The organism is Paenalcaligenes sp. Me131, from assembly GCF_050487225.1.
In the GTDB taxonomy this organism is placed as follows: domain Bacteria; phylum Pseudomonadota; class Gammaproteobacteria; order Burkholderiales; family Burkholderiaceae_B; genus Paenalcaligenes.
In genome coordinates this window covers 1,604,052-1,626,569 of the sequence record NZ_JBKQGY010000001.1, presented here as the reverse complement: position 1 = coordinate 1,626,569, position 22,518 = coordinate 1,604,052, and the positions used below count along the sequence as shown (strand labels likewise).

The 22,518-nt window shown below is 51.6% G+C and carries 23 protein-coding genes and 1 riboswitch; of the genes, 4 read left to right on the top strand and 19 right to left on the bottom strand.

From position 1 onward, the window contains the following. Positions 1-63: 63 nt before the first annotated feature. The 8 genes from ACLPHM_RS07955 to ACLPHM_RS07920 form a co-directional block, all read right to left on the bottom strand. Positions 64-1,257: an acetyl-CoA C-acyltransferase gene (locus tag ACLPHM_RS07955; RefSeq protein ID WP_430220685.1), complete on the bottom strand. Its 1,194-nt coding sequence runs from the start codon at positions 1,255-1,257 to the stop codon at positions 64-66. Beyond that, entirely contained in the window at positions 1,254-2,561 is a 1,308-nt protein-coding gene (locus tag ACLPHM_RS07950; RefSeq protein WP_430220684.1) for an ArgE/DapE family deacylase, read from the bottom strand. The genes ACLPHM_RS07955 and ACLPHM_RS07950 overlap by 4 nt, the downstream gene beginning before the upstream one ends. Before the next feature lie 16 nt (positions 2,562-2,577). Beyond that, on the bottom strand, positions 2,578-3,225 hold the full coding sequence (locus tag ACLPHM_RS07945) for a 3-oxoacid CoA-transferase subunit B (protein WP_430220683.1): 648 nt from the start codon (positions 3,223-3,225) through the stop codon (positions 2,578-2,580). Beyond that, entirely contained in the window at positions 3,212-3,907 is a 696-nt protein-coding gene (locus tag ACLPHM_RS07940) for a CoA transferase subunit A (RefSeq protein WP_430220682.1), read from the bottom strand. The genes ACLPHM_RS07945 and ACLPHM_RS07940 overlap by 14 nt, the downstream gene beginning before the upstream one ends. A 21-nt stretch (positions 3,908-3,928) precedes the next feature. Then, positions 3,929-4,687, bottom strand: a complete 759-nt coding sequence (locus tag ACLPHM_RS07935; protein WP_430220681.1) for an amino acid ABC transporter ATP-binding protein — start codon at positions 4,685-4,687, stop codon at positions 3,929-3,931. Between the two features lie 3 nt (positions 4,688-4,690). Beyond that, positions 4,691-5,353, bottom strand: coding sequence for an amino acid ABC transporter permease (locus ACLPHM_RS07930; protein WP_430220680.1), 663 nt, complete (start codon positions 5,351-5,353; stop codon positions 4,691-4,693). A 12-nt stretch (positions 5,354-5,365) separates the two neighbouring features. Further along, complete coding sequence (locus ACLPHM_RS07925; protein ID WP_430220679.1) at positions 5,366-6,133, bottom strand: ABC transporter substrate-binding protein; 768 nt, start codon at positions 6,131-6,133, stop codon at positions 5,366-5,368. Between the two features lie 82 nt (positions 6,134-6,215). After that, positions 6,216-7,553 carry an aminotransferase family protein gene (locus tag ACLPHM_RS07920; RefSeq protein WP_430220678.1) on the bottom strand — a complete coding sequence of 446 codons (1,338 nt, stop codon included), beginning with the start codon at positions 7,551-7,553 and terminating at the stop codon, positions 6,216-6,218. Between the two features lie 204 nt (positions 7,554-7,757). Between ACLPHM_RS07920 and ACLPHM_RS07915 the strand changes: the two genes are divergently transcribed. Then, on the top strand, positions 7,758-8,672 hold the full coding sequence (locus ACLPHM_RS07915) for a LysR family transcriptional regulator (protein WP_430220677.1): 915 nt from the start codon (positions 7,758-7,760) through the stop codon (positions 8,670-8,672). A 25-nt stretch (positions 8,673-8,697) separates the two neighbouring features. Here the strand turns inward: ACLPHM_RS07915 and ACLPHM_RS07910 are convergent, their stop codons facing one another. Further along, on the bottom strand, positions 8,698-9,435 hold the full coding sequence (locus ACLPHM_RS07910) for a siderophore-interacting protein (protein WP_430220676.1): 738 nt from the start codon (positions 9,433-9,435) through the stop codon (positions 8,698-8,700). Further along, positions 9,428-10,648, bottom strand: coding sequence for an arabinose transporter (locus tag ACLPHM_RS07905; RefSeq protein WP_430220675.1), 1,221 nt, complete (start codon positions 10,646-10,648; stop codon positions 9,428-9,430). The genes ACLPHM_RS07910 and ACLPHM_RS07905 overlap by 8 nt, the downstream gene beginning before the upstream one ends. An 86-nt stretch (positions 10,649-10,734) precedes the next feature. On the opposite strand from ACLPHM_RS07905, the gene ACLPHM_RS07900 reads away from it, so the two are divergent. Next, the gene (locus ACLPHM_RS07900; RefSeq protein WP_430220674.1) at positions 10,735-11,364 is read left to right on the top strand and encodes a TetR/AcrR family transcriptional regulator; all 630 of its coding nucleotides are present in this window, start codon (positions 10,735-10,737) and stop codon (positions 11,362-11,364) included. Here the strand turns inward: ACLPHM_RS07900 and ribB are convergent. From ribB to ACLPHM_RS07885, 3 genes are all read right to left on the bottom strand, one after another. Beyond that, the gene (gene ribB / locus ACLPHM_RS07895; RefSeq protein ID WP_430220673.1) at positions 11,361-12,047 is read right to left on the bottom strand and encodes a 3,4-dihydroxy-2-butanone-4-phosphate synthase; all 687 of its coding nucleotides are present in this window, start codon (positions 12,045-12,047) and stop codon (positions 11,361-11,363) included. The genes ACLPHM_RS07900 and ribB overlap by 4 nt on opposite strands. A gap of 112 nt (positions 12,048-12,159) precedes the next feature. Then, positions 12,160-12,329: riboswitch (FMN riboswitch) on the bottom strand. 150 nt (positions 12,330-12,479) lie between these two features. Continuing rightward, the gene (locus ACLPHM_RS07890) at positions 12,480-13,673 is read right to left on the bottom strand and encodes an acyl-CoA dehydrogenase (RefSeq protein ID WP_430220672.1); all 1,194 of its coding nucleotides are present in this window, start codon (positions 13,671-13,673) and stop codon (positions 12,480-12,482) included. Between the two features lie 17 nt (positions 13,674-13,690). Then, a complete protein-coding gene (locus tag ACLPHM_RS07885) occupies positions 13,691-15,388 on the bottom strand; it encodes a thiamine pyrophosphate-binding protein (RefSeq protein WP_430220671.1) in 1,698 nt (565 codons plus the stop codon). A gap of 149 nt (positions 15,389-15,537) precedes the next feature. Between ACLPHM_RS07885 and ACLPHM_RS07880 the strand changes: the two genes are divergently transcribed. Next, entirely contained in the window at positions 15,538-16,431 is an 894-nt protein-coding gene (locus tag ACLPHM_RS07880; protein ID WP_135861562.1) for a LysR family transcriptional regulator, read from the top strand. 688 nt (positions 16,432-17,119) lie between these two features. On the opposite strand, the gene purU is transcribed toward ACLPHM_RS07880, so the two are convergent. From purU to ACLPHM_RS07860, 4 genes are read right to left on the bottom strand one after another with little or no spacing between them, the layout of a single operon-like run. After that, on the bottom strand, positions 17,120-17,971 hold the full coding sequence (purU, locus tag ACLPHM_RS07875) for a formyltetrahydrofolate deformylase (RefSeq protein WP_430220670.1): 852 nt from the start codon (positions 17,969-17,971) through the stop codon (positions 17,120-17,122). Between the two features lie 39 nt (positions 17,972-18,010). Then, positions 18,011-18,523 (bottom strand): flavin reductase family protein, encoded by a 513-nt coding sequence (locus ACLPHM_RS07870; RefSeq protein ID WP_430220669.1) that lies wholly within the window; start codon positions 18,521-18,523, stop codon positions 18,011-18,013. Positions 18,524-18,542: 19 nt separating this feature from the next. Beyond that, positions 18,543-19,172 (bottom strand): pyridoxamine 5'-phosphate oxidase, encoded by a 630-nt coding sequence (gene pdxH, locus ACLPHM_RS07865; protein WP_430220668.1) that lies wholly within the window; start codon positions 19,170-19,172, stop codon positions 18,543-18,545. A gap of 2 nt (positions 19,173-19,174) precedes the next feature. Then, positions 19,175-19,843, bottom strand: coding sequence for a gamma-glutamylcyclotransferase (locus tag ACLPHM_RS07860; protein WP_430220770.1), 669 nt, complete (start codon positions 19,841-19,843; stop codon positions 19,175-19,177). A 135-nt stretch (positions 19,844-19,978) separates the two neighbouring features. Between ACLPHM_RS07860 and ACLPHM_RS07855 the strand changes: the two genes are divergently transcribed. Beyond that, entirely contained in the window at positions 19,979-20,770 is a 792-nt protein-coding gene (locus ACLPHM_RS07855; RefSeq protein ID WP_430220667.1) for a tRNA threonylcarbamoyladenosine dehydratase, read from the top strand. Here ACLPHM_RS07855 and ACLPHM_RS07850 read toward each other — a convergent pair. Then, positions 20,767-21,393, bottom strand: a complete 627-nt coding sequence (locus ACLPHM_RS07850; RefSeq protein WP_430220666.1) for an aminotransferase class IV — start codon at positions 21,391-21,393, stop codon at positions 20,767-20,769. The genes ACLPHM_RS07855 and ACLPHM_RS07850 overlap by 4 nt on opposite strands. A gap of 10 nt (positions 21,394-21,403) precedes the next feature. Continuing rightward, a complete protein-coding gene (gene pabB / locus ACLPHM_RS07845) occupies positions 21,404-22,516 on the bottom strand; it encodes an aminodeoxychorismate synthase component I (protein WP_430220665.1) in 1,113 nt (370 codons plus the stop codon). Between the last annotated feature and the right edge of the window lie 2 nt (positions 22,517-22,518).

The following is a 22,518-nucleotide window of genomic DNA, read 5'->3' as shown; positions in this document are numbered from 1 at the left end:
TTTTTGAGTATACGTGAAAACTACGTATGGCTCTCAGTACCCCCGTTAGGCTGTGCGGGCTTATCAGACGCGCTCAATGAGCATGGCGATACCTTGCCCGCCACCTATGCAGGCAGCAGCAATGCCATAGCGACCTTGTTGTTGATGCAATGTGCGTGCCAGTGTGCCGACTAAGCGTATGCCTGTTGCGCCTAGTGGGTGGCCCAATGCCAAGGCACCACCATGCACGTTAACGCGTTCAGCATCAATGCCTAGCGATTGAATGGCATACAGCGGCACCACGCTAAAGGCTTCGTTGATTTCCCAGAAATCAATATCCGACGCGCTGAAACCGGTTTGTTGCAGCAAACGCTGCACGGCGGGTACTACGCTTTGGCCCATCATTTCTGGGCGCACACCACGGTCTACACACGCCACAATACGGGCCATAGGTGTGAGGTTGTACTGCTGTACAGCAGATTCCGAGGCCAATAAACCTAAAGCTGCACCAGTAGTCAGTGGTGAGCTGTTACCCGCACTAATCACACCATTTTCTTTGAACACGGTTTTCAGCTCGGACAGAGCTTCTGCCGTGGTGCCTGCACGTATGCAACTGTCGAGGTGCACCGTTGCTTCACCGTTTTCCACGGCAGGCAGCGCTATGATTTCTCCGGCCAGATAGTTATCCGCTTGTGCTTGGGCAGCACGCTCATGGGAACGTACAGCAAAGCGGTCCATTTGCTCACGGCTAATCCCGGCAAAAGTAGCCAAGTTTTCGGCGGTGAGTCCCATGTTCATAGCGTGTGCCATGTCATAGGCTTTGCTGTTCTGTATTGCGGCAGAGAGTTGTGGAACGGTGAGTGTTCCTTCTTGGAATAGGCTAGGTCCCATGGGGATACGCGTCATGTGCTCGTAGCCGCCAGCTATCGCCAAGTCCGCAGCACCCGACGCAATGTTTAGCGCGCTGGTGCGCAAGGCGGCGATACCGGAACCACACTGTTGGTCAATGCTACGACTGGCACATTGGTCACCTAACTGGCTTAACAGCAGGGGGTAACGTCCACCGAAGCTCCATTGCTCTTTGACGCCCAAGGCGCACCCAACGCTCAGGTCGTCTACGCTATCGCTATTCAAACCATTGTCGTCTAAGCAATGATCAATCAAATGGGCCAATAAGACATCAGCACGTTGCTCGGCAAAGCTGTCGATTTCAGGTTTGCGTGAATTGGCACGACTAAAGGCCGAGCGTTTGTAGTAACTCAGGTATACGGGTTTCATGAACGAGACTCCAACTGCCCCCAGCGGCTGATGAACAGTGCATAGGTTTTAAGGGTTTGACGTATGGATTCGATGTTGACGCACTCATCCACACCATGAATGTTTTGCGCGACAGGGCCATAGCAGGTGCCAGCGGTGCGGCTGTAGAAATGGAAAGCACGTAAGTCAGTTGTACACGTAGACAAATAATGGCCTGGCTCAGCGTGTGTCAGGCTTTGGTGTGCGGCAGAAAGCTCACGTATGCCATCGTGTTTCATGTCTACCAAGTGGCCTTCAGAACGGAAACCATGGAAACGTAGAATAGGGCGTTGGTCTGCAAAAGCAGGGTCTTTAGCGACGGCCTCTTCAATGCAATCGCTCACCTTTTGCATGATCTCATTGGCAGACATGCCGGGCGGGAAACCTATACGGGCTTCTAGCTGTGCATGTGAAGGCACGCTGGATGCCCAGTTGCCGCCTTCCATCTTGCCTATGTTCAAGTTGAAGGGCTGTGCCATCGTGTCGTAAGGGGCTTGTCTATGGTGCTCGTTTAGCTCCGCTTCTAAGCCTTTTAGCCACGGAATCAAGCGTTGCAGCTTTTCAATGGCATTGATCCCTGCAGAAGTGTCCAGCACGTGTGCCGGTTTACCTTTGACGGTAAGTTTGAACCACAGCACACCCACTTGGCCCGTGTAAATCTGTGCGCCAAACGGTTCAGGAATCAGCGCAAAGTCACCACCAAAACCTTGGTTTAAGCAGGCCAGTGTGCCATTGCCAGAGCATTCTTCTTCTACCACGGCCTGTATGGTTAACGGCGAGGTGATCGTAAAGCCTGCATGTCGTATGGCGTGTACCGCATAGATCATGGCAGCTACACCGGATTGCATATCGCCTGCACCACGGCCATACAGCCAGCCCTCATGACGCCACGGCTGATGTGGGGGGCGTGACCACATATCAGAAGGTTCAGCGCTGACCACATCCAGGTGACCGTTTAGCACTAACGATTTACCGGCAGCACCGGGGTTGAGTTGGGAGACCAAGTTGTATTTATGGTCGTGATCCCAATCCACAGGGGCGTACAGTGGGTGGCTGCACAAGGCATGGTGCTTCATGTGTACACGTTGTGGCGCGAGGTCTAGACGTGTCAGCCTGTCCTCAACCACATCCAAAACGCCTTGCTCGTGGTTCAGTACGCCGTACTGGCTCACCATGTTTTCGGTGAATTCCAGTACCTCTTCAAAGACGCTGTCGCAACTGTTTAGGATGCGCTGCTCCGCCGCCGTAATGTCGCGTACAGCGGGAAAAGTAGTGTTGTGACTCACATTGATTCCTTTGCGCTTAGAATTCCGCGATGTGTTCAGACAGAATGAGCGGTGCTTCGGTCATGGCGATGAGCTCGTCCAGCGTGACATCAGAGGCTTTTTCAACCAGCAGTAAACCCTCAGGCGTGACATCCATGACGGCTTTATCAGTGATGATGCGTGACACGCAACGTTCGGCGGTCAGTGGTAAACGGCATTCTTTAAGAATTTTGGAATTACCGTATTTATCGCAGTGCGTGCTGAGCACGACGATGCGAGGGGTTTTCTGGGCCAATTCCATGGCCCCACCAATACCGGGCGAGAACTTGCCAGGAATTTTCCAGTTGGCCAAGTTACCGTGTTGGTCTACTTCAAACGCACCAATCATGGTGAGGTCTAACTTCCCACGTCTAATCATGGCAAAGGACACCGCGCTATCGAAGTGACTGCCGCCAGCTAAGGTGGTGACGTAGTTACCGGCTGAGTCAATCATCTGTGGATCAATGTCATCCACAGCTGGTTGTGGGCCTACACCCAGAATGCCGTTTTCAGCGTGAATCAATACTTCCAAATTATCGGGTAAGTAGTTCACCACTTGAGCAGGTAAGCCAATGCCGAGGTTCACAATGCTGCCGGGAGTAATTTCGCGGGCAGCGCGCGCGATGATGCGATCAGTGTTTGACATGATGAGCTATCACTCCGTATTCAGTAGACAAGCCGTCTAGTACCACCACATTCTTGATGAACGCGCAGGGGGTTTGTACAACGGCAGGGGGCAGTTCGCCGGGTGGGCAGCAGTTTGCGGTTTCCGCAATCACATGCTCTGCAGCCATAGCCATTAACGGATTAAAGTTGATGGCAGAGCCGTGGTACGACAGGTTACCCACATGGTCAGCACGCGCAGCGTGTATTAAGGCAAAGTCGGCTTGCAGGGCCATCTCTACTTTGTAGCGATCACCTTTCCATGACAACACATCGTCGGGGGCGGTGATCTCAGAGTTCAGGCCAATATCGGACAAAAAGCCATAACTGCCAGCGCCTGCCGTGCGAATTTTCTCTGCCAAAATGCCTTGAGGGTAAAACTCTACCTCTAAGGTACCGGCATTCATTTGCTCGATCACATTACGGTTTAAACCAATGTGCGTAGCAATCAGTTTACGGACTCGACCTGCCTCGATGAGCTTGCTAATGCCTAAGCCCATTTCATTGGCATCGTTTTTGATCAAGGTCAGGTTGGTTTGCCCTTGACGCAGTAGTTCATTAATCAACGCAAACGGGGTGCCGGGGCTGCCAAAGCCACCAACCATAATGCTGGCGCCGGAAGGGATCTGCGCAATTGCCGATTCCAAAGAAATACATTTATTCATGCTGTTCACTAACCGATAAAACTAGAGGTGAATGCTGGCCAGGAATTTCTGGGTGCGCTCATGCTGGGGGTTATTGAAAATTTGCTCGGGCGTGCCTTGCTCGATGATGTAGCCGCCGTCCATGAAAATGACGCGATCAGCCACTTTGCGAGCAAAGTCCATTTCGTGTGTGACCACCATCATGGTCATGCCCTTAGTGGCTAAGGACTCCATCACGCTTAGCACCTCGCCTACCAGCTCAGGGTCCAGCGCTGAAGTGGGTTCATCAAATAGCATCACGTCGGGGTTCATGGCCAGTGCGCGCACAATGGCGACACGCTGCTTTTGACCACCAGAGAGCAGGTCAGGGTAGACGTCTTTTTTGTCTGCCAACCCGACGCTGTTCAACAGTTCTATAGCTTGTTCTATAGACTGCTGTTTATCGCGCTTCAGTACTTGAGTGGGGCCTTCAATAATGTTTTGTAGGATGCTCAAGTGCGGGAACAGATGAAAGTGCTGGAACACCATGCCCAAGTTGGTACGTATATGGCACAGGTGACGTTCAAAGGCACGACCTTTAAGGCTGGTGTCATTGATCAGCGTCTCTTTGAGGAAAATCGTGCCACCAGTGGGGACTTCCAGATGGTTCACGGTACGCAATAAGGTACTTTTTCCTGAACCACTGGGGCCAATCACTACAATCACTTCACCGGGCATGATCTCTAGGTCTACAGAGCGTAGTACCTCTAGATCGCCATAGCTTTTCTTCAGACCTTTAATACGGATAATAGGTTGTGTCATGGCTTATCTCCGGCTTGTTTTCAGGTGTAGACGTTTTTCAACCAAGCGCAGCAACAAGGCGATAGCCGTGGTCATGATGGCGTACAGCAGGGTGGCGCCCAAATACAGCTCGAAAGGCTTGTAGGTGGTGCCCACCAACTGTTGGGTTTTCATGGTGAGCTCCACCAGCGTGATGGTGGAAACCAGCGAGGTATCTTTCACCAGAATGATGAAGTTATTACCCAGTGGTGGAATGATGTTGCGAATGGCTTGCGGCAAAATAATGCGGCGCATGGCTTTAGCACGCGACATACCAATAGAGAGCGCCGCTTCAGTTTGGCCGAAGTTTACGGATTGAATCCCAGCGCGAATGGTTTCGGCGTTATAAGCACCTACGTTTAATGCCAAGCCCAATACACCCGAAGTAAAGGGCGATAGGTCAAAGCCCAACTGAGGCAGGCCGTAATAAATCAGGAACAGCTGAATTAACAGCGGTGTGGAACGAATCAACCAGACATAAAAGCTGGCAATCACATTCAAAATAGGGTTGTGGGACAGTTTGGCTAACGCCGCCCCTAGGCCAAAAATTAGGCCTAGGATAAGCGAAACGATAGACAAATAGAGGGTTAACAGAGCTGCCTCGGAAAGTACGGGCAGGTACTGTGCAATGATGCTCCAGTCAAACATGAGAATCTCTTTTTAGCGTATGTCTGTACCGAAGTACTTTTCACTGATTTGGGTGTAAGTGCCGTCGTCGCGCATGGCTTGCAGGGCGGTGTTGATGGCTTGCTGCAGCTCAGGTCTGCCTTTCTTGATCGCAATACCAACTTCTTCTTGGTACAGCAGGTCGCCCGCCATTTCCATGGGGGCGTTGCGCTCTTTAATCGCCATCAGGCCGGTGAGGCGCGTGGTGACAAAACCCGATAAACGTCCAGTCATCACATCCATGATGATTTGTGGATCGCCTTTGTAGGTACGTACTTCGACCTCTGGTACGTTCTGACGTAACCAGTCTTCAAAGGTGGTGCCTAGGGTGACGCCGATGGTTTTGCCTTTAAGGTCTTCAATGCTTTGTAAGCCTGAACCTTGTTTGACGAAGAGCTGAGCACCATCACGGTAGTAGGGCTCAGAGAAGTCGATGGCTTCCAGGCGCTGAGGGGTAATGGCCATGGAGCCTATGATGGTGTCGTAACGATCTGCCATCAGACCGGCAATAATGCCGTCCCACGAGGTGGTGAGTGGTTGAGCTTTGGCGTCTAGTCTTTTGGCAACTTCATTGCCTATTTCTATGTCGAAGCCGGTAAGCTCACCGCGTTCATTCACAAAACTGAAGGGTGGGTAAGCGCCCGTCATCGCAAAAGAAAGCGTTTGGTTTTTAAGACCATGATCAGGCGTATCAGCGTGAACATGTGCTGGACCAAGCAGGCCCAGCGTTAGGAATGCCGTGGCAATGGCAATTTTTATCATGGTTGTCCTCCTTTTTTTGTGTACACCAGGCGTTATGCCCCCCCGTTGAGAGGGGGCATAACAAAAGGCAAAGCCTCTGGTCTTAGAGAGAGCTACGTAGCTCTGTCAGTGTCTCGTCCAGCAATTGGATTAATGTGTCTATTTCTGCTGGGGTAATCGTCAGGGGTGGGCAAACCAAGAAGTGGTCGCCTTTAATGCCGTTTAAGGTACGGCGTGGGTAAATCAACAAGCCTTTGCTTTTAGCGATCTGAGTGACTTTGTTAAAAAGGTTCAGTTCGGCAGGCCAAGGTTCTTTAGTATCGCGATCTTGTACCAACTCCATGCCATACAGCATGCCTATGCCGCGTACATGACCAACGATGGGGTGTTTTTCAGCCAGTTGGTGCAACTGCTGACCTAGGTAAGCACCGGTTTCTCTGGACTTAGCAATAATGTCGTCGTCCAGCATAGTGCGCATGATGGCTACACCTGTCGCACATGCCATCGGATTACCTGCATAGGTATGACCGTGTTGGAAACCGCCCGATGCCATGACGGCGTTCACGATTTCGCCACGAGACAAGATAGCTGCAATGGGGTAGTAGCCTGCGCCCAAGCCTTTAGCCAGTGACACGATGTCGGGTTTAACATCCCAGTTTTGGTAGGCCAGCCATTGACCTGTACGGCCCATACCGGCCAACACTTCATCAAAAATCAGCAAGCAACCATAGCGATCGCAGAGTGCGCGGATGCCTTCAAAGTATTGTTGGGTCAGCATGCGAGCGCCCGTGCTCGCACCACCTACAGGTTCGATAACGATGGCGGCAATAGTGTCTCCACCTACGGCCTCAATGCGTTTTTCGGTTTCTGCTAGGACGGCAGCAATGTGCTCTTCCAGCGTCGCTTCGGTATAGCGGTACAAATCAGGCGAAGGGACTTTCACCGCAGTATTGGTGATGGGTTCGAACGGCTCTTCCAGTGGGAAGTAGCTGGTTAGCCCCAACGCACCTAAGGTGCTGCCGTGGTAGGAAGGCGTGAGCGAGACAAAACGTGTACGTTGCGGTTGGTTGGTCGCAAAGAAGTATTGTCTGGCTAATTTGATGGCGCTTTCTACGGCTTCAGAACCGCTGCCTACAAAGAACACTTTGTTCAGGTAGCGATCAGTCATGTCGGCCAGCATGGAAGCCAATTCAATGGCTTCGGAGCTTTCAAACTGGGTGCGGTAGCTGAAGGCCACTTTGTCCAGTTGAGCTTTCATGGCTGCTTTGATTTTGGGGTGGTTATGCCCCAGGTTGCAGGTGATTGCGCCCGAGCAACCATCCAAATAGCGTTTGCCGGATTGATCCCACAGATACACGCCGTCAGCATGGCTGACCAGCGGCAACTGGGTATTGGCTTGATAAAAAAGTGGGCTGTTGTCTGTCTCGGTATTTGTGGTCATTGTTATCTCTGAACTAAAGAAAAGGTTCAAGATTTGAGGTATTTGAGCAGATTATAGGTGTGTGTTTTTTTATTGTAAATTATAATGTTTTTTCATTATTTGATGATTTTTAATCATCAACTTTAGGGCCAAATTAACACGTAAAAAGAGCCGTAACGCTGCAGAGAGAAGCAGAGGATGACGGCTATGCGGAGACTAGGTTATATGTCGGATATCAATCTGAATTCATTGAAATCCCTGATTATTTTCAAAGTGTTATACGAAACAGGCACGGCTACCCGTACTGCCAAAGATTTAGGTATTACGCAATCGGGGGTAAGCCGTTCGTTAGCACAGCTAGAAGAGAACATAGGCATACAGTTGTTCATGCGGCATAAAAAACGCTTGGTGGCGTTACCTGAGGCCGATGAGCTGTATAACGAGATACTGCGCTTGATTGGTAATTTAGAAGAAATGAAGCACAGTATTGTGGCGTTGCGTGAGTTTGGGGTGTCGCGTTTACGCTTGGTGTCTGCACCGGCGTTGGGATTTGGTTATGTGCCGCAACTGATTGCTAGCGTACTGCGCATTAATCCGCACTACAGTTTTTCCTTCGACATTTTATCTAGCCCAGAAATTGTACGTGGCGTTGAATCAGGCTTATTTGATGCTGGTTTTGTCACGCTACCGGTGTCCACGCAGTCGCTAGTGGTAGAGGAGCTATTTGATGTTGAGGCGGTGTGTTTGATTCCTTCCGATCACCCTTTGGCATCGCGTGAGCAAATAGGGCTGGAGGACTTACAAGATCAGCATTTGGTGATTCCGAATCAGCCCAACTTGGCGGCAGATCAGTTGCTGTTGTTGATTGCTCAACATGGGGTGAATATTGCGGGGAAAACCGAATCCAATATCGCCAGTATTTGCAGTTTGGTCGCTAATGGCGTGGGGGTGGGGTTGATTAACCCGCTGACGGCGCATGACATGAATACCAATGGTGGCTTGTCTATTAAGCCATTCAGACCAGCGTTTAAATACCGTTTTGGTTTGGTATATAAACAGAACTGGTCTGAAAACAGACTGATTGAGTTACTGAAAAACAATCTGCCTGACTTAACTAAATATACGCAGATGGGGCACTAAGCTTGCATGGTAAAGGGCGTAGGCGTTATGAATCTTTGTGGTCGCCTTCGCCAGCTTTCCAATAACCTTTGGCACTCACGCGATGCTTAGGTAACTCCATATCTTGCAGATAATGCAGTCGCAGTGTGCGTATGGCAGTGGACTCACCCGCTATCCAGATATAGCCAGGGCCTACGGGTAGCGATTGTGATAGCAGTGTTTTGCACAGGCTTTGGCAGGGCTCAGACGATGCGATAACCCATTGTGTACGCAAGATGGCGGGGCTGGGTATGGGTTGTTGCTCCAGTTTATCTGGCACTTCAATAAAGACGTGGGCATCAATCTCAGGTGGGAGTTGAGCCGCAATACTTTGTATGCCGGGCAAGGCCGTGGTGTCACCAGCAAGTAGCACCCATTCGGCATCGCAAGGCAGGGAAAAGCCACCACTACGTGGGCCAGCGATACCCACGTGCTCGCCTTTAGTCGCCTGTGCGGCCCAGAATGATGCTGGGCCAGAATCAGCGTCTGTGCCATGTAGAACAAAGTCCAGATCTACTGTGCCGGCGTCGTGATCGATATGACGGATGGTATAGGCCCTGCCTTCACCAGAAGGTAGAAATACTTTCACCCACGCCGCAGGCTCGTTGACGCCTTCTACGGTTAAGAATTCAGCGATTTCGTCACCACTAACGGTAATGCGTTGCATCAGTGGGGTGATGGGGTATACATCGTGCACCACGCCTACAGCGCGGGCGGTACGAGGTTTTTGTATTACTTCAGACATGTTGTGTTCCTTTAGGTGCAGAGATCAATAGGCGTACCGCGACCAGCAAGGAAGACGCTACGGCTATAGCACCTACCAAATACACGGCATCAACGCCCCATGTACCGGCTACAGCACCCAATGCAGGGCCGGTAATTCCTAACGAAATATCTAAGAAAGCCACATAGGCCCCCATGGCTACACCACGGTTTTGTGGTGGGGCTCGACGCACAGCTTCTACGCCGAAACCAGGGAAGGCCAGCGAGTAACCAAAGCCAGTAAGTGCTGCACCAAAGTAGGCAATGACGGCGGTATCCGCACCCCAGATCAGCAGTTGGCCCAATGCTTCGATAAGTACGCACACTAGTGCGACACGCGCGCCACCCAGTTTGTCGGGTAAGTGGCCAAAGAAAATACGCGCAGCGATGAAGGCTAAACCAAAGGCTGTGAAGGCGAGCGAGGCATTACCCCAGTCGTGCGCAGCAAAGAGCAACGCGATAAAGGCTGTAATCACCCCAAAGCCTACGCTGGACAGCGCTAAGCCCATCCCTGCACCCCACACAACGCCCAGCACTTTGTAGAAAGGAGTGCGGCGATTTGCGGTAGGTGGCAATGCACGCAGGTTGGCAATCACAGCCAGAGAAATAATAGGTAGTACCGCCGCCACGACAGAGATACCAGCAAAACCTTGTAGATCATTGATAGCGACACCTACCGGAGCACCCACGGCGTAAGCACCGTACATGGCAATACCTACCCACGCCATGACTTTGCCCGCATTTTGTGGGCCTACCAGACCTACGCCCCAACTGAGCGCACCGGTGACTACCAAGCTTTCACCGCAGCCTAGTAGCACACGCCCTAGGAGCAGCACCCACACTGAGGTGGCGGGGGATTGAGTGAAAGCTAAGGAGGCTAAGTAAGCAATCCCCGAACTTGAGGCCAAAAGAAAGCCCATGACTACAGCGCGTTTAGCACCACGGGTATCGGCTAAATTGCCAGCCCATGCACGGGAGAGTAGGGCGGCAGCAAATTGTGTGCCTATTACTATCCCAACCACCAACGTGCTCATTCCCAAACCGTCATGCACGTGCAGCGGCAGAACGGGTAACGGTAGCCCGATGGTGAGAAAACCTATAAACACTGCCAAGGTAATAGGCAGCAACGTCACAAAAACATTCGCTACTGGTGATGCCGCCGTGGCGGCAGAGGTAGCCTTCGAACGATCAGACATGAAAACTCCAAACATGAGCATTTACTCGATATTTGATATAATATGAATGTTTACTCACGTTGAAAACTCATGTTTGGATGACGTATATGGAAGCCTTACCTCAACCACGGCGCGTCCCGCGTCAAGCCCGTTCTAGGGCGCTAGTAGAAGCAATTTTGGAAGCAACGGCTCGCGTTTTAACCGAACGAGGCTATGCCGGCACCAATACCAATGTGGTGGCAGAACGTGCTGGAGTCAGTGTGGGATCGGTGTATCAGTACTTTCCTAATAAGGACTCACTGATCACAGCGTTGCATGAGCGGCATGCTGCAGAAATGCAGGCAGCCATAGAGACTGTATTAGTGACGGCACAGCCGCGCAGTCTTTACGAGCATCTGCGGGCTATTGTGCATGCGTTGTTGGCAGCCCATCAGGTGTCGCCTGAGTTGCATAGGGTGTTGGAAAAAGAATTTCCGTTTTTTGATGCGCCACGGGATCAAAGCCCTGCGGATCAAAGCATCTTTTTGCGTATACGGAAATTGCTGGAAGACCACCGTAATGAAGTCGCCCCCACCAATCTGGATTTAGCCACCTGGGTGGTATTGCAGACGATGGAGGCGCTGATTCATGCGGCAGTGATTACGCCCTTGCCACAGCATTCTATGGAGGATGTAGAGCAGGCGATTGTGGATACCTTGGCTGGCTACTTGGTGAGCAGACAGCCTAGCCCCTGTTAATACACTGAACCCGTGTCTTGGCAGTAGGTCACCAGATCGGCAATGGCCAGTACGGGCAACTGGTTGCGTTCAGCATAGTCAAACACAGCATCGCCACGCATCATGGTGCCGTCTGGGTTCATTAGCTCGCACAACACGCCCATAGGGCGTAAGCCGGCTAAGGCAGCCAAGCATACCGAGCCTTCGGTATGGCCTTGTCTTGCCAATACGCCACCCGGATGAGCGCGTAGCGGGAATACGTGTCCGGGGCGGATCAAATCATGAGGTTGTGCCGTGGGGGCGATAGCTGCCTGAATAGTGGTAAGCCTGTCGCGAGCACTCACACCGGTGGTAACGCCTTCACGCGCTTCAATGGTGACGGTAAACGCTGTGCCATAAGGGCTTTCATTGTTGGGCACCATTTGCGGTAAACCTAAACGAGCCAGAGTGTCCTCAGTCAGGCACAGGCAAACAATGCCACTACCATCGCGGATCATTTGCGCCATGCCACTTTCGGACAAGCATTCGGCAGCAAAGATCAGATCAGCTTCGTTCTCGCGGTCATAGTCATCCATGACGACAACAGGAATACCGGCCCGCACAGCCTCTAAGGCGGCGTGAACGCGTTGGTGTACAGCTTCAGTGGTAGAAGGGAAGTTCGCAAGGGCAGGCGCTGTGCGCTCTGCTAGGGGGGTATGAGACATATAAACGCTCCTCGTAGACAACAATAATGAGAAGACGTTTTCGGGGCATGCAGCAGCACACACAATACCCACGGCATAGGCGCGTGCCTATGTGATGAGGTTGTGTAATACCACACATCTTCTTTCATCCGGACTATGACCGTCGGCTCTGGTTTGTGTGCCAGATCTGCTGACCCCACGCATTGCTGCATGGGCGCTCGCGGGCTTGTAAAGACCAATCAGCGCGATGCTGTTGCTTTACCTACCGCCGGTGGGGAGTTACACCCCGCCCTGAAGACGCTTAGTATTGGCAGAAGTACCAATGTTTGAAGTTTATAGCGCTGGGCTAGACTCTTCAACTCGCGTTTAGTTATAAGCAAAAAAAAGCACCCTTGGGTAAGGGTGCTTCAAAAAAGCGGATCTTCACGTAAAAAAGACCAGCACTGCTTTTGATTAATAGAAGGCTTGCAGACCTGTTTGTGCACGGCCCAAGATCAGAGCGTGAACGTCGTGTGTACCTTCATAGGTGTTCACAACTTCCAAGTTCACCAAGTGGCGGGCAACGCCGAATTCGTCGGAGATACCGTTACCACCCAGCATGTCACGAGCTAAACGTGCGATATCCAAAGACTTACCGCAAGAGTTACGTTTCATGATGGAGGTGATTTCTACAGCAGCAATACCTTCGTCTTTCATGCGGCCCAAGCGCAAGCAACCTTGCAAGCCCAGTGTGATTTCAGTTTGCATGTCGGCCAGTTTTTTCTGGATCAATTGGTTAGCAGCCAATGGGCGACCAAACTGTTTGCGATCCAGTGTGTACTGACGTGCAGTGTGCCAGCAGCTTTCTGCAGCACCCAGAGCACCCCAAGCAATACCGTAACGAGCGGAGTTCAAGCAAGTGAATGGGCCACGCAGACCAGTCACTTTAGGCAGCATTTGTGATTCTGCTACAGGTACTTCGTCCATGACGATTTCACCTGTGATAGAAGCACGCAGGCCAACTTTGCCGTGGATAGCAGGAGCGGACAAACCTTTCATGCCTTTTTCTAAGATGAAGCCACGGATTTTGCCGTCGTCTTCACCGCCAACTACCTTCGCCCATACAACGAATACATCAGCGATAGGGGAGTTAGTGATCCACATTTTTGCGCCGGTCAGCAGGTAGCCGTCGCTAGTTTTCACTGCGCGTGTTTCCATGCCGCCTGGGTCGGAACCGTGGTTAGGCTCAGTCAAACCAAAGCAACCAATCCATTCGCCGGAAGCCAGTTTAGGCAGGTATTTCTTTTTCTGCTCTTCGCTACCGAATTCGTTGATGGGTACCATCACCAACGAAGACTGAACGCTCATCATGGAACGGTAACCGGAGTCTACGTATTCCACTTCTCTCGCGATCAAACCGTAGCACACGTAGTTCAGACCAGAGCCACCGTATTCTTCAGGGATGGTTGGTCCCAACAAGCCCAGCTCACCCATTTCACGGAAAATAGATACGTCTGTTTGCTCATTGCGGAAAGCCTCCAACACGCGAGGTGCCAGTTTTTCCTGAGCATACGCGTGTGCTGCATCGCGCACCATACGCTCTTCTTCCGTCAACTGCGTGGATAGCAAGAGAGGGTCTTCCCAGTGAAAAGATGGCTTGCTGGACATGTGATTCTCCTAGTGTTCTAACGATGTTGAGTGTTAAGTGCATGTTCGCGGATCTGATCCAAGCTCATACTTGGCGTAATGGCTTGGGGGTCCTGCAAACAATGCAAAATTGCGGGTTTGCCGCTTGCCCGTGCTCGCTCGAAAGCAGCAGGGAAGTCAGCGCTATTTTCTACCCGCTCGCCGTAGCCGCCAAAGGCTTCAGCATAACGGGCGAAGTCGGGGTTTTTCAATACCGTGGCTGACACGCGGCCAGGGTACTCACGTTCTTGGTGCATACGGATGGTGCCGTACATACCGTTATCAATCAGCAAAACGATAATAGGCAGGTCGTATTGCACCGCTGTGGCAAATTCTTGGCCGTGCATCATAAAGCAGCCGTCACCTGCAAAGCAGACAACAGTGGATTCAGGATTGATGCGTTTGGCTGCTACCGCTGCAGGCAAACCATAGCCCATAGAGCCAGAGGTAGGTGCTAACTGTGTACCAAATTCGTTAAAGCGGTGGAAGCGGTGTAGCCATGTGGCATAGTTGCCGGCACCGTTACACATAATGGCATCAGCGGGCAGCGCAGTACGCAAATGACGCATCACATCCGACATCTGGAACTTACCTGGGCTGCGAATGGCGTCTGGATTGCTCCAGTCTACGTAGCTTTGATGCAGCGTTTTAACGCGCTCAGCATCCGCTTTGCTGCTCAACTGTTCAGGCAAGGCAGCCACGAAATCTTTGGGGCTAAGTGCAATACCAAGTGTGTTTTGGTACGTGCGGTTCAGCTCGCTGATGTCGGGGTGCACGTGAATCAGGGTTTGATGTGGGGTAGGGATATCAAACAAGGTGTAGCTTTGGCTAGGCACCTCGGACATGCGTCCACCCAACAGCAAAATCGTGTCGGCTTCTTTGATGGCGGTAATCAGTTTAGGATTCACGCCTAAGCCCACGTCCCCAATGTAATTGGGGTGGTCGGCAGAAAACAGCGCTTGTCGTCTGAACTGTACGGCAACCGGCAGGTGATTCTTTTCAGCAAAGTCTTGGAAAGCTTTACAGCTTTCCGCTGTCCAGCCGCTACCACCCAGAATCGCCAACGGTTTTTTGGCGTTGGACAGTAGGCTGTCCAGTGACTGCAATTGACTACTACTTAGGCCACCACTGACAGGCTCAGGAATGCGAGCATCAGGGGCGGTGCTGGTTTCTACCAGCATGTCTTCCGGCAAAGCAATGACGACTGGGCCGGGACGTCCGCTGGTGGCAATATGAAAGGCGCGAGCAATGATTTCTGGAATGCGATCAACTTGATCGATTTCAGTTGCCCATTTGCACTGCGTACCAAACACAGCGCGGTAATCCATTTCTTGGAAGGCTTCGCGCTCGCGCATGCCGCGTTCGATTTGGCCTACAAATAAAATCAGTGGAGTGGAGTCTTGTTGAGCAATGTGTATGCCAGCCAGTGCATTGGAAGCACCGGGGCCACGTGTGACCATGCAAATCCCTGGTTGGCCCGTCAGCTTGCCATAAGCGTCAGCCATCATGGCTGCGCCTCCTTCTTGGCGGCATACGGTAATATCAACCTTGGCGTCGTGCAGCCCGTCTAATACGGCCAGGTAACTCTCACCTGGCACGCAGAATACGTGCTCAACACCTTGTTTGACCAACTGGTCTACCAGCAGATGGCCACCTAAACGGGAGTGTTGCATATGTGTTTTTGTAGTAGTAGTCATAGTTGCAGGTTATGTGCGTTTGTGGCACAAATCAATTGATAAAATTGCACAACATCGTGTGTTAAATGCACGACCAAAAAATATAGTAGAGAATGTTTGGTGCAGCAGATAGTTGCAGCGCAACATTTGTAATGGGATACGGGTAAACCATGAGACACGGAGTACCAAGTTTAGGGGCGTTACAGGCGTTTGAAGCCACCGCACGACTAGGATCATTTTCGCGAGCGGCTGAAGAGCTATCGCTCACACATAGCGCGGTGTACCGACAGGTATCCGGGCTAGAGGAAAGCCTAGGCGTGCAATTGCTCACACGAGTACGACGCCGTATTGCGTTGACGGATGCGGGGGCAGAATATGCCGCGCGTGTGCGCTTGCATCTAGAGCAATTAGAAAAAGACACACTCAGTTTGATGACACGTTCGGCCTTGGGGCGCAGTTTGCACTTGGCCGTACTGCCCACACTGGCAACCGTATGGTTGATGCCCATTCTGGCTGAGTTTGCCAAAGTGCGTCCCGACATCACCATCAACTTATCCATACGCACATTGCCCTTCCAGTTTGCGGACAACCCCTTTGACGCGGCTATTTATCACGCCGCACAATTGTGGCCACGCACGCAGGGCATCAAGCTGTTTGAGGAAAGTGACTTAGTGCCGGTGTGTACACCTGCCACCTTGGAGCATGCTCAAGGTCAGATACAAAAGATGACGCACTTGCACATGATCTCTAGGCCAGACGCATGGCGCATGTGGTATCGCGAGCAAGGGCTGGAGCACTTACCATTGGCCGAAGCAGGGCCACGTTATGAACTGTTTTCCTTAACCTTGTTAGCGGTGCGAGCAGGAATGGGGGTGGGATTAATTCCAAGGTTTCTCGTTGAGACCGAATTGCAAAATGGCAGTTTGGTGACAGCGCATGAAGGTACTTTGGCCGGGCGCGAGGCGTACTTCTTTAGTTACCCTGTGGATAACGAAAATATGGAAGCGTTGGTGGCATTTAGGGATTGGCTGAAACGTAGACTGGGACTGCCGGCGAAGGGCTAGTAACGTTCAGAATACTGGGCTGCAGGAATGCAGCACCAACGTACTCATCACTGGTTGCTGTAGCTAGCACTGCGAAAAGTATTTTTTAATTTGACCACCAAATAAAAAAATACTTTCCTCCGTTTTCCCTCCATCGCTTGCAACGGTTTTGAGTGTAGTTGCCGTTGAAGCTAGTGTGTACTTCTGCGGTGGAAGAAAGAGGCATATTTACCAATTGCTGAAGATGCCTACTTATTCCGTGTGCTGATAATTTCGGCACCTGTTGCCTTCATTAAAACTAAGCTGGATTTCCTGATGGTACAGCTGATATTACAGACGATCTAAACCTGCCTCCCAATTGGATCAAGTTGCACTCACAACCCAAAAGAAAGGGCTGTAAACCTATCCACAGTCAGAACAACCGGGGGACGGAGAGGAAACTTTTTTGATTTGGTGTACAAATCACAAAAAGTATTCCTGCAGTTCCCGGCGTGTGCGATGAATGTGGCATCAACGCGTGCGATGAATACTGCATCAAGTACTCACCCAGCCCCTTAGCGCGTGCAATGGATACAACCTTAATCCGTCACCACGTCAGCAACATGTACCACCCAAAACAAAAAACCTCTGGCGCAACAACACCAGAGGTTCTTCAGTCTAGCTACCTAGGGGAAGAAGAACTCAGCCCCTGTGTAAACAGCTTACCGCCTTAACGGAACACAATCGTACGCTGACCGTTCAGCAAAATACGATGCTGAACGTGTGCCGCTACCGCGCGGGACAACACCAGCGATTCCACATCGCTACCCACTTGTGTCAGTTCGTGGGCGCTCATGGAGTGGTTCACGCGCTCGATGTCTTGCTCGATGATTGGACCTTCATCCAAATCTTCAGTCACGTAGTGAGCCGTTGCACCAATGATCTTCACACCGCGAGCATGCGCCTGGTGGTAAGGGCGTGCACCTTTGAAGCTAGGCAAGAAACTGTGGTGAATGTTGATGGCGCGGCCAGACAACGCACGGCACAGTTCAGGTGACAAGATTTGCATGTAACGTGCCAACACCACCAGATCAATACCCAACGTATCCACAAAACGCAGAATTTGCTGTTCTTGTTCTTGCTTGGTTTCAGCCGTAACAGGCAGGTGGTGGAACGGGATGTTGTAAGACGATGCCAAGGTGGCGTGGTCTTGGTGGTTGGACAACACCGCTGCAATTTCTACCGGCAACTGACCACTATGCGTGCGGAACAATAAATCGTTCAAGCAGTGACCCTGACGGCTGACCAAAATCAAGATACGCGCTTTGCGGTTGGCATCATAGATGTGCGCATCCATGTTGAACTCAGTGGCCAGTGGAGCAAACGCCTCATTCAGTTCAGTGACGTTGGTTTCTTTACCTGACAACGAAAAGTGAATGCGCAGAAAGAAACGCTCGGTTTCTGCATCGCCAAATTGCTGGGCTTGAACCACGTTACCGTGTTGTTCCAGCAACCAGCCTGTAACGGCGTGGACGATACCTGTGCGATCAGGACAGGAAAGGGTCAGGATGTAGTCAGACATTGTGAGGTGTAGGAGGTAATTAAAATTGTTTGCTAAAGCTTAACGCGGGGTCAGCCCAAAGTTGCTAGCATGATAGATCAGAGGGGCGGTATCAGTGTGCATGCAGTGTTCTACCTGACCAATAAACAGATAGTGATCGCCAGTTTCATGTTGGCTGACATTGCGACACTCAAACCAGGCACACAAGCCCTGATCGTCCAGCATTAATGTGCCACCGGGCGCACGACCTAAAGGATGGCCGTGAAAACGTTCGGCTTGAGGGCCCATCGCAAAGCGTTTGGCCATTTTTTCTTGGGATGCACCTAGCACGTGAATGACGTAGCTGGGGGCATGCAGAAAGTGTGGCAATGATCGGGCTTTTTTATCCAGCGACCAAACGATGAGCGGGGGATCCAGCGATAACGTGTTAAATGAACTGGCCGTAAGACCCCACGGCTCGCACTCAGGCGCGAGCCCTTCGGTAGTAATTACGGTGACACCTGTAGCAAAGCGGCTGAGCGCAGATTTGAAGAAAGGTGTATCAAATGCAGGGGGAGAAAGCTGTTCAGACATGGCGGCATACACTACCATATCAAGGCGCTAAACGCGATACAGTCCACTCAGAATCTGTGCGATTAAACACAAATCTATCGTGTAATCGGCAGGAGCGGCCTTGCCAGAACTCAATGTGCTCCGGCACTAATACATAGCCCCCCCAGTTTTCTGGGCGTGGTGGGTGATCACCATACTGCTTTTGTAACGCTTGCACGCGCTGCTCTAAATCGCTACGGCTTACCGGTTGGCTTTGTGGCGAAGCCAGTGCACTGATGCGGGATTCTACAGGGCGGCTGTGGAAGTATTCATCAGCAATTTCAGCACTAAGCTTGTGCACACGGCCTTCAAAGCGTACTTGGCGGTGCAGGCTAGGCCAGAAGAACATTAAGCAAGCACGATCGTTGTGGGCCAAGTCTTGGCCTTTACGTGAGTCGAAGTTGGTGAAGAAGCGCAGACCGTCTTCTTCGTAGTTCTTCAGCAAAACAATGCGTGAGGTAGGTTGGCCTTCCGCATTGACGGTGGACAGTGTCATGGCTGTAGGCTCGATGGCATTGTCGTCCATGGCCTCTTTGAGCCAGTGATGAAACTGTACACGGGGGTTGGGATCCAGCCCGCTTTCGTCCAGCGTGAATCGGTTGTATTCGTTGCGGTAATCGGAAAGTTTCATGGTCAGGCTGTCTGTAAAGCTGCAGAAGATAATAGGGGCGAACTGTTTTGCAATGCGTGTACTAGGGATTGCAATCGTTTGTCTTCAATTTTAGACCTTTTTAGGGCCTCGGCTGTTTCCATTACATATTCAATGCAAGGGCCATTAATACCATGAGCACCATAGATCACATGGATAAGCTGCTCTAACGGCATGCGGGGTACGTAGCCTTGATAGCTGCGGTTCATCACAAATACCAGCGCATTTACCATGCCGTGTTCGGTATGGCATGGCAACCAACGCGGAATGTAGGCGCCGCTAGGCATTTCTCTGCGCCATAAGGCGTCAAAGACTTGGGGTACTTCGTCGCTGGCAATCCTAAAGGCCATGCCACGACACGAGCCACCATTATCCAAACCAAAGACAACCCCCGGGCGTTCAGGTGTGCCGCGGTTGATGTGCGACCACAAACACAACGAGCGGTGGTAACCATGTAATCTGGCATGACGTTGCTCCAGAAAATCAAATTCTGGGCGCCAGATCAAGGAACCATAGCCATACACCCAGACATCCGTTCCGGGAGTCCAGTGTGCCAAGCTATGTTGCATGGATTGATTACGTTCAGCGTCACTAAGCACCTTAAAGGATGCGGGAGTGGGTACGTCAGAAGCAGGATAGGTGTTCACGGTAATGGCTTAGTAGAAGATTCCATTGACAGAATATAGTCTTGTATTGTAGAACAACCGGCCACGACTGGCGAAACCACGCGTTAAAATGTGGGGTAATTCACGCAAGCGCGCTGTTTTGAATGCAAAGGATAGTAGCTAATGAGCGAGAGCTTTGAACGACGTTTTGGTGCTCTGGACCGTTTATACGGTGCAGGTAGTACAGCTGGCTTTGCCGCCGCACACATCATGATTGCCGGTATAGGCGGTGTGGGTAGCTGGTGTGCGGAGGCGGTAGCGCGTCATGGCGTAGGGAAAATCACGCTGATCGATTTGGACCATATTGCCGAATCCAACATTAATCGCCAGTTGCCCGCGCTGGGCAGCACCATTGGTAAGGCTAAAGTGCTGGCTATGGCTGAGCGTATAGCAGACATTAATCCACAGGCTCAGGTAGAGATCGTGGATGACTTTGTCAGTGCTGACAATATCGCTGAACTGTTGCGGTTGCAGCCAGATGTACTGATTGATTGCACGGATCAAATTAGTGCCAAATTGGCCATGGTGGTGGAAGCCAAGCGTTGCAAGATTCCCCTGATAGTGTGCGGTGCTGCTGGCGGGAAACGTGATGTGTTGGCGTTGCGTAGCAGCGACTTATCGCAAACCTCGCACGATGCCTTGTTGGCCAGATTGCGTAATCAATTACGCCGCCAGTACGGTTTTCCTAGACCCAAAGCCGACAAGGGAGCACGTATTCCTAAAATGGGCGTGACGTGTTTGTGGGTGGAAGAAACCGCTGTGATGCCTGAGTTGTGGACACAAGGGGAAAGCCCAGAGGCACCACAAGGGTTGTCGTGTGCGGGTTATGGGTCAGCCGTGACCTTAACGGCCAGCATGGGGCTGGCCGCAGCACAACTAGCTATCAATAAGATTGTGGTGAAACAGGCGGGTTAATTCACCAGTTTGGCGTTCAGCCAGCCACGTAACGCATTGGATACCCGTATGGCTTGTGCGTGTTGTAAGTCAGCAGGAGTGAGTACCGCTTCTTTAGCTTGGCCGCTTTGCAGTAATTGTTCACGCATCACGCCAGGCAATAACCCGCAGCGTAAGGGGGGCGTCAGCCATTCGCCCTCGCGTTGCACATAAATATTGCTGCGACTGCCTTCGCATAGCTCGCCTTGTTGATTGCAGAAGATCACATCAAACAGTTGTGGCTGATGGAGTAACGTTTGGGTGGCTGCTTGGTACCACGGTCTATGGCTGCTTTTGATGGCTAACCAGGGGCTTTCGGGTAAGGGCGTGTCGGCCAGCAGGATAGGCACAGGCTCTACATCCGGCGCAAGAGCAGAGTGTTCTAAAACAGGCTGCCCTTCGTTATCCAAGGTAAGGCGCAAGCGCCACATACCATCTTCCAGTGAGGCTACGTACTGCGCTATGTGTGCACTGATGTTGTCGCGGCAAAAGGTGTAATTCAGTTGCTGTGCTGAACGTTGCAAGCGATCTAGATGCGGTTGCAGCAGGGCGATCTGGGCATGTTCTACGCGCATGGTTTCAATTAGCGTGGGATGTATGCTCATGACTTCGTCCTTATTGGGTAAGAATAGGGCTGCCCAGAATCCGTGCTTTCCAAAGCAGTTCTTGCCATTCTAGTTCGGGATCGGAATCGTGCACAATGCCTCCGCCCACACCAAAAATAGCCTCATGATTAGTGTGGAATTCCAGCGTGCGTATTGCCACGTTAAAGCGGAAATTGCCCTGAGGGGCTAGCCAGCCTATGCTGCCACAATAAATACCACGCTGGCGCTGTTCTAGGGCTTGTAACGCCGTCATTGCTGCCAGTTTGGGTGCGCCCGTTATGGAGCCACAAGGGAACAACGCCAGTAGCAGTTGTTCAATATCGTGTTCATCGCACAGCGCTTGGATGGTGGACGTCATGGTCCACACTGAGGGGTACTGTTCCACACTCAGTAATGATTCCACCTTAACACTGCCAGGGCGTGCCAATCTGCCCAAGTCATTACGCAGCAAATCCACAATCATGACGTTTTCCGCACAGTCTTTTTCGCTGTGGCGTAAGGCGTGGGCAGAGGCTTGGTCTTTGATTGGGTCTGTGAAACGTGGGCGAGTGCCTTTCATGGGGCGCACGCGTAGCATGTCGCCTGTGCGTTCTACAAATAGCTCCGGAGAAAACGAGGCAATCTGGCGGTCTTCGTCTTGGATGAATGCCGAATAAGCCGTAGGGTGACGCTGCGCCAGTGCTCTGTACACCTGATCGGGGGAATTATCACTGTGTACGTGAATGGGTACGGTGTAATTGGCTTGGTAGTATTCGCCGTTGTGGATGTCAGTGCGTATACGTTCTATGGCGCGAACGTAATCTGCTTTTTTCTGTGCCAACGTGCAGCGTAGGGTGGGTTCGTGTTCTGCGGATTCCCATGGTTGGGTGTGTTGTGCAGAACTATAAAACTGGGCGGTGAGCAAAGGGGTAGAGCGAGGGGCTGTAGGTTTAGCTACGCCCAACAGGGCAGCACCTAACTCATAGTCCAGCAGCAAACTTGTCCACAGCCCTTTTTGCTGAGCGCGACGAATGGCCTCAAAGACAGCAGGCAATTCGTCAGCATGGTGAGCGGCCACGCGATCAACGGGGTTTTCTAGCACTAACGCCTGACGAGTCAGGCGGTTTTCAAAACGACAATACATGA

Excerpts from the sequence above, each read along its gene's own strand:
- ACLPHM_RS07955 (WP_430220685.1), bottom strand. The coding sequence starts at position 1,257 with ATGAAACCCGTATACCTGAGTTACTACAAACGCTCGGCCTTTAGTCGT.
- ACLPHM_RS07945 (WP_430220683.1), bottom strand. The coding sequence starts at position 3,225 with ATGTCAAACACTGATCGCATCATCGCGCGCGCTGCCCGCGAAATTACT.
- ACLPHM_RS07940 (WP_430220682.1), bottom strand. The coding sequence starts at position 3,907 with ATGAATAAATGTATTTCTTTGGAATCGGCAATTGCGCAGATCCCTTCC.
- ACLPHM_RS07935 (WP_430220681.1), bottom strand. The coding sequence starts at position 4,687 with ATGACACAACCTATTATCCGTATTAAAGGTCTGAAGAAAAGCTATGGC.
- ACLPHM_RS07930 (WP_430220680.1), bottom strand. The coding sequence starts at position 5,353 with ATGTTTGACTGGAGCATCATTGCACAGTACCTGCCCGTACTTTCCGAG.
- ACLPHM_RS07925 (WP_430220679.1), bottom strand. The coding sequence starts at position 6,133 with ATGATAAAAATTGCCATTGCCACGGCATTCCTAACGCTGGGCCTGCTT.
- ACLPHM_RS07920 (WP_430220678.1), bottom strand. The coding sequence starts at position 7,553 with ATGACCACAAATACCGAGACAGACAACAGCCCACTTTTTTATCAAGCC.
- ACLPHM_RS07915 (WP_430220677.1), top strand. The coding sequence starts at position 7,758 with ATGTCGGATATCAATCTGAATTCATTGAAATCCCTGATTATTTTCAAA.
- ACLPHM_RS07910 (WP_430220676.1), bottom strand. The coding sequence starts at position 9,435 with ATGTCTGAAGTAATACAAAAACCTCGTACCGCCCGCGCTGTAGGCGTG.
- ACLPHM_RS07905 (WP_430220675.1), bottom strand. The coding sequence starts at position 10,648 with ATGTCTGATCGTTCGAAGGCTACCTCTGCCGCCACGGCGGCATCACCA.
- ACLPHM_RS07900 (WP_430220674.1), top strand. The coding sequence starts at position 10,735 with ATGGAAGCCTTACCTCAACCACGGCGCGTCCCGCGTCAAGCCCGTTCT.
- ribB (WP_430220673.1), bottom strand. The coding sequence starts at position 12,047 with ATGTCTCATACCCCCCTAGCAGAGCGCACAGCGCCTGCCCTTGCGAAC.
- ACLPHM_RS07890 (WP_430220672.1), bottom strand. The coding sequence starts at position 13,673 with ATGTCCAGCAAGCCATCTTTTCACTGGGAAGACCCTCTCTTGCTATCC.
- ACLPHM_RS07885 (WP_430220671.1), bottom strand. The coding sequence starts at position 15,388 with ATGACTACTACTACAAAAACACATATGCAACACTCCCGTTTAGGTGGC.
- ACLPHM_RS07880 (WP_135861562.1), top strand. The coding sequence starts at position 15,538 with ATGAGACACGGAGTACCAAGTTTAGGGGCGTTACAGGCGTTTGAAGCC.
- purU (WP_430220670.1), bottom strand. The coding sequence starts at position 17,971 with ATGTCTGACTACATCCTGACCCTTTCCTGTCCTGATCGCACAGGTATC.
- ACLPHM_RS07870 (WP_430220669.1), bottom strand. The coding sequence starts at position 18,523 with ATGTCTGAACAGCTTTCTCCCCCTGCATTTGATACACCTTTCTTCAAA.
- pdxH (WP_430220668.1), bottom strand. The coding sequence starts at position 19,172 with ATGAAACTTTCCGATTACCGCAACGAATACAACCGATTCACGCTGGAC.
- ACLPHM_RS07855 (WP_430220667.1), top strand. The coding sequence starts at position 19,979 with ATGAGCGAGAGCTTTGAACGACGTTTTGGTGCTCTGGACCGTTTATAC.
- ACLPHM_RS07850 (WP_430220666.1), bottom strand. The coding sequence starts at position 21,393 with ATGAGCATACATCCCACGCTAATTGAAACCATGCGCGTAGAACATGCC.
- pabB (WP_430220665.1), bottom strand. The coding sequence starts at position 22,516 with ATGTATTGTCGTTTTGAAAACCGCCTGACTCGTCAGGCGTTAGTGCTA.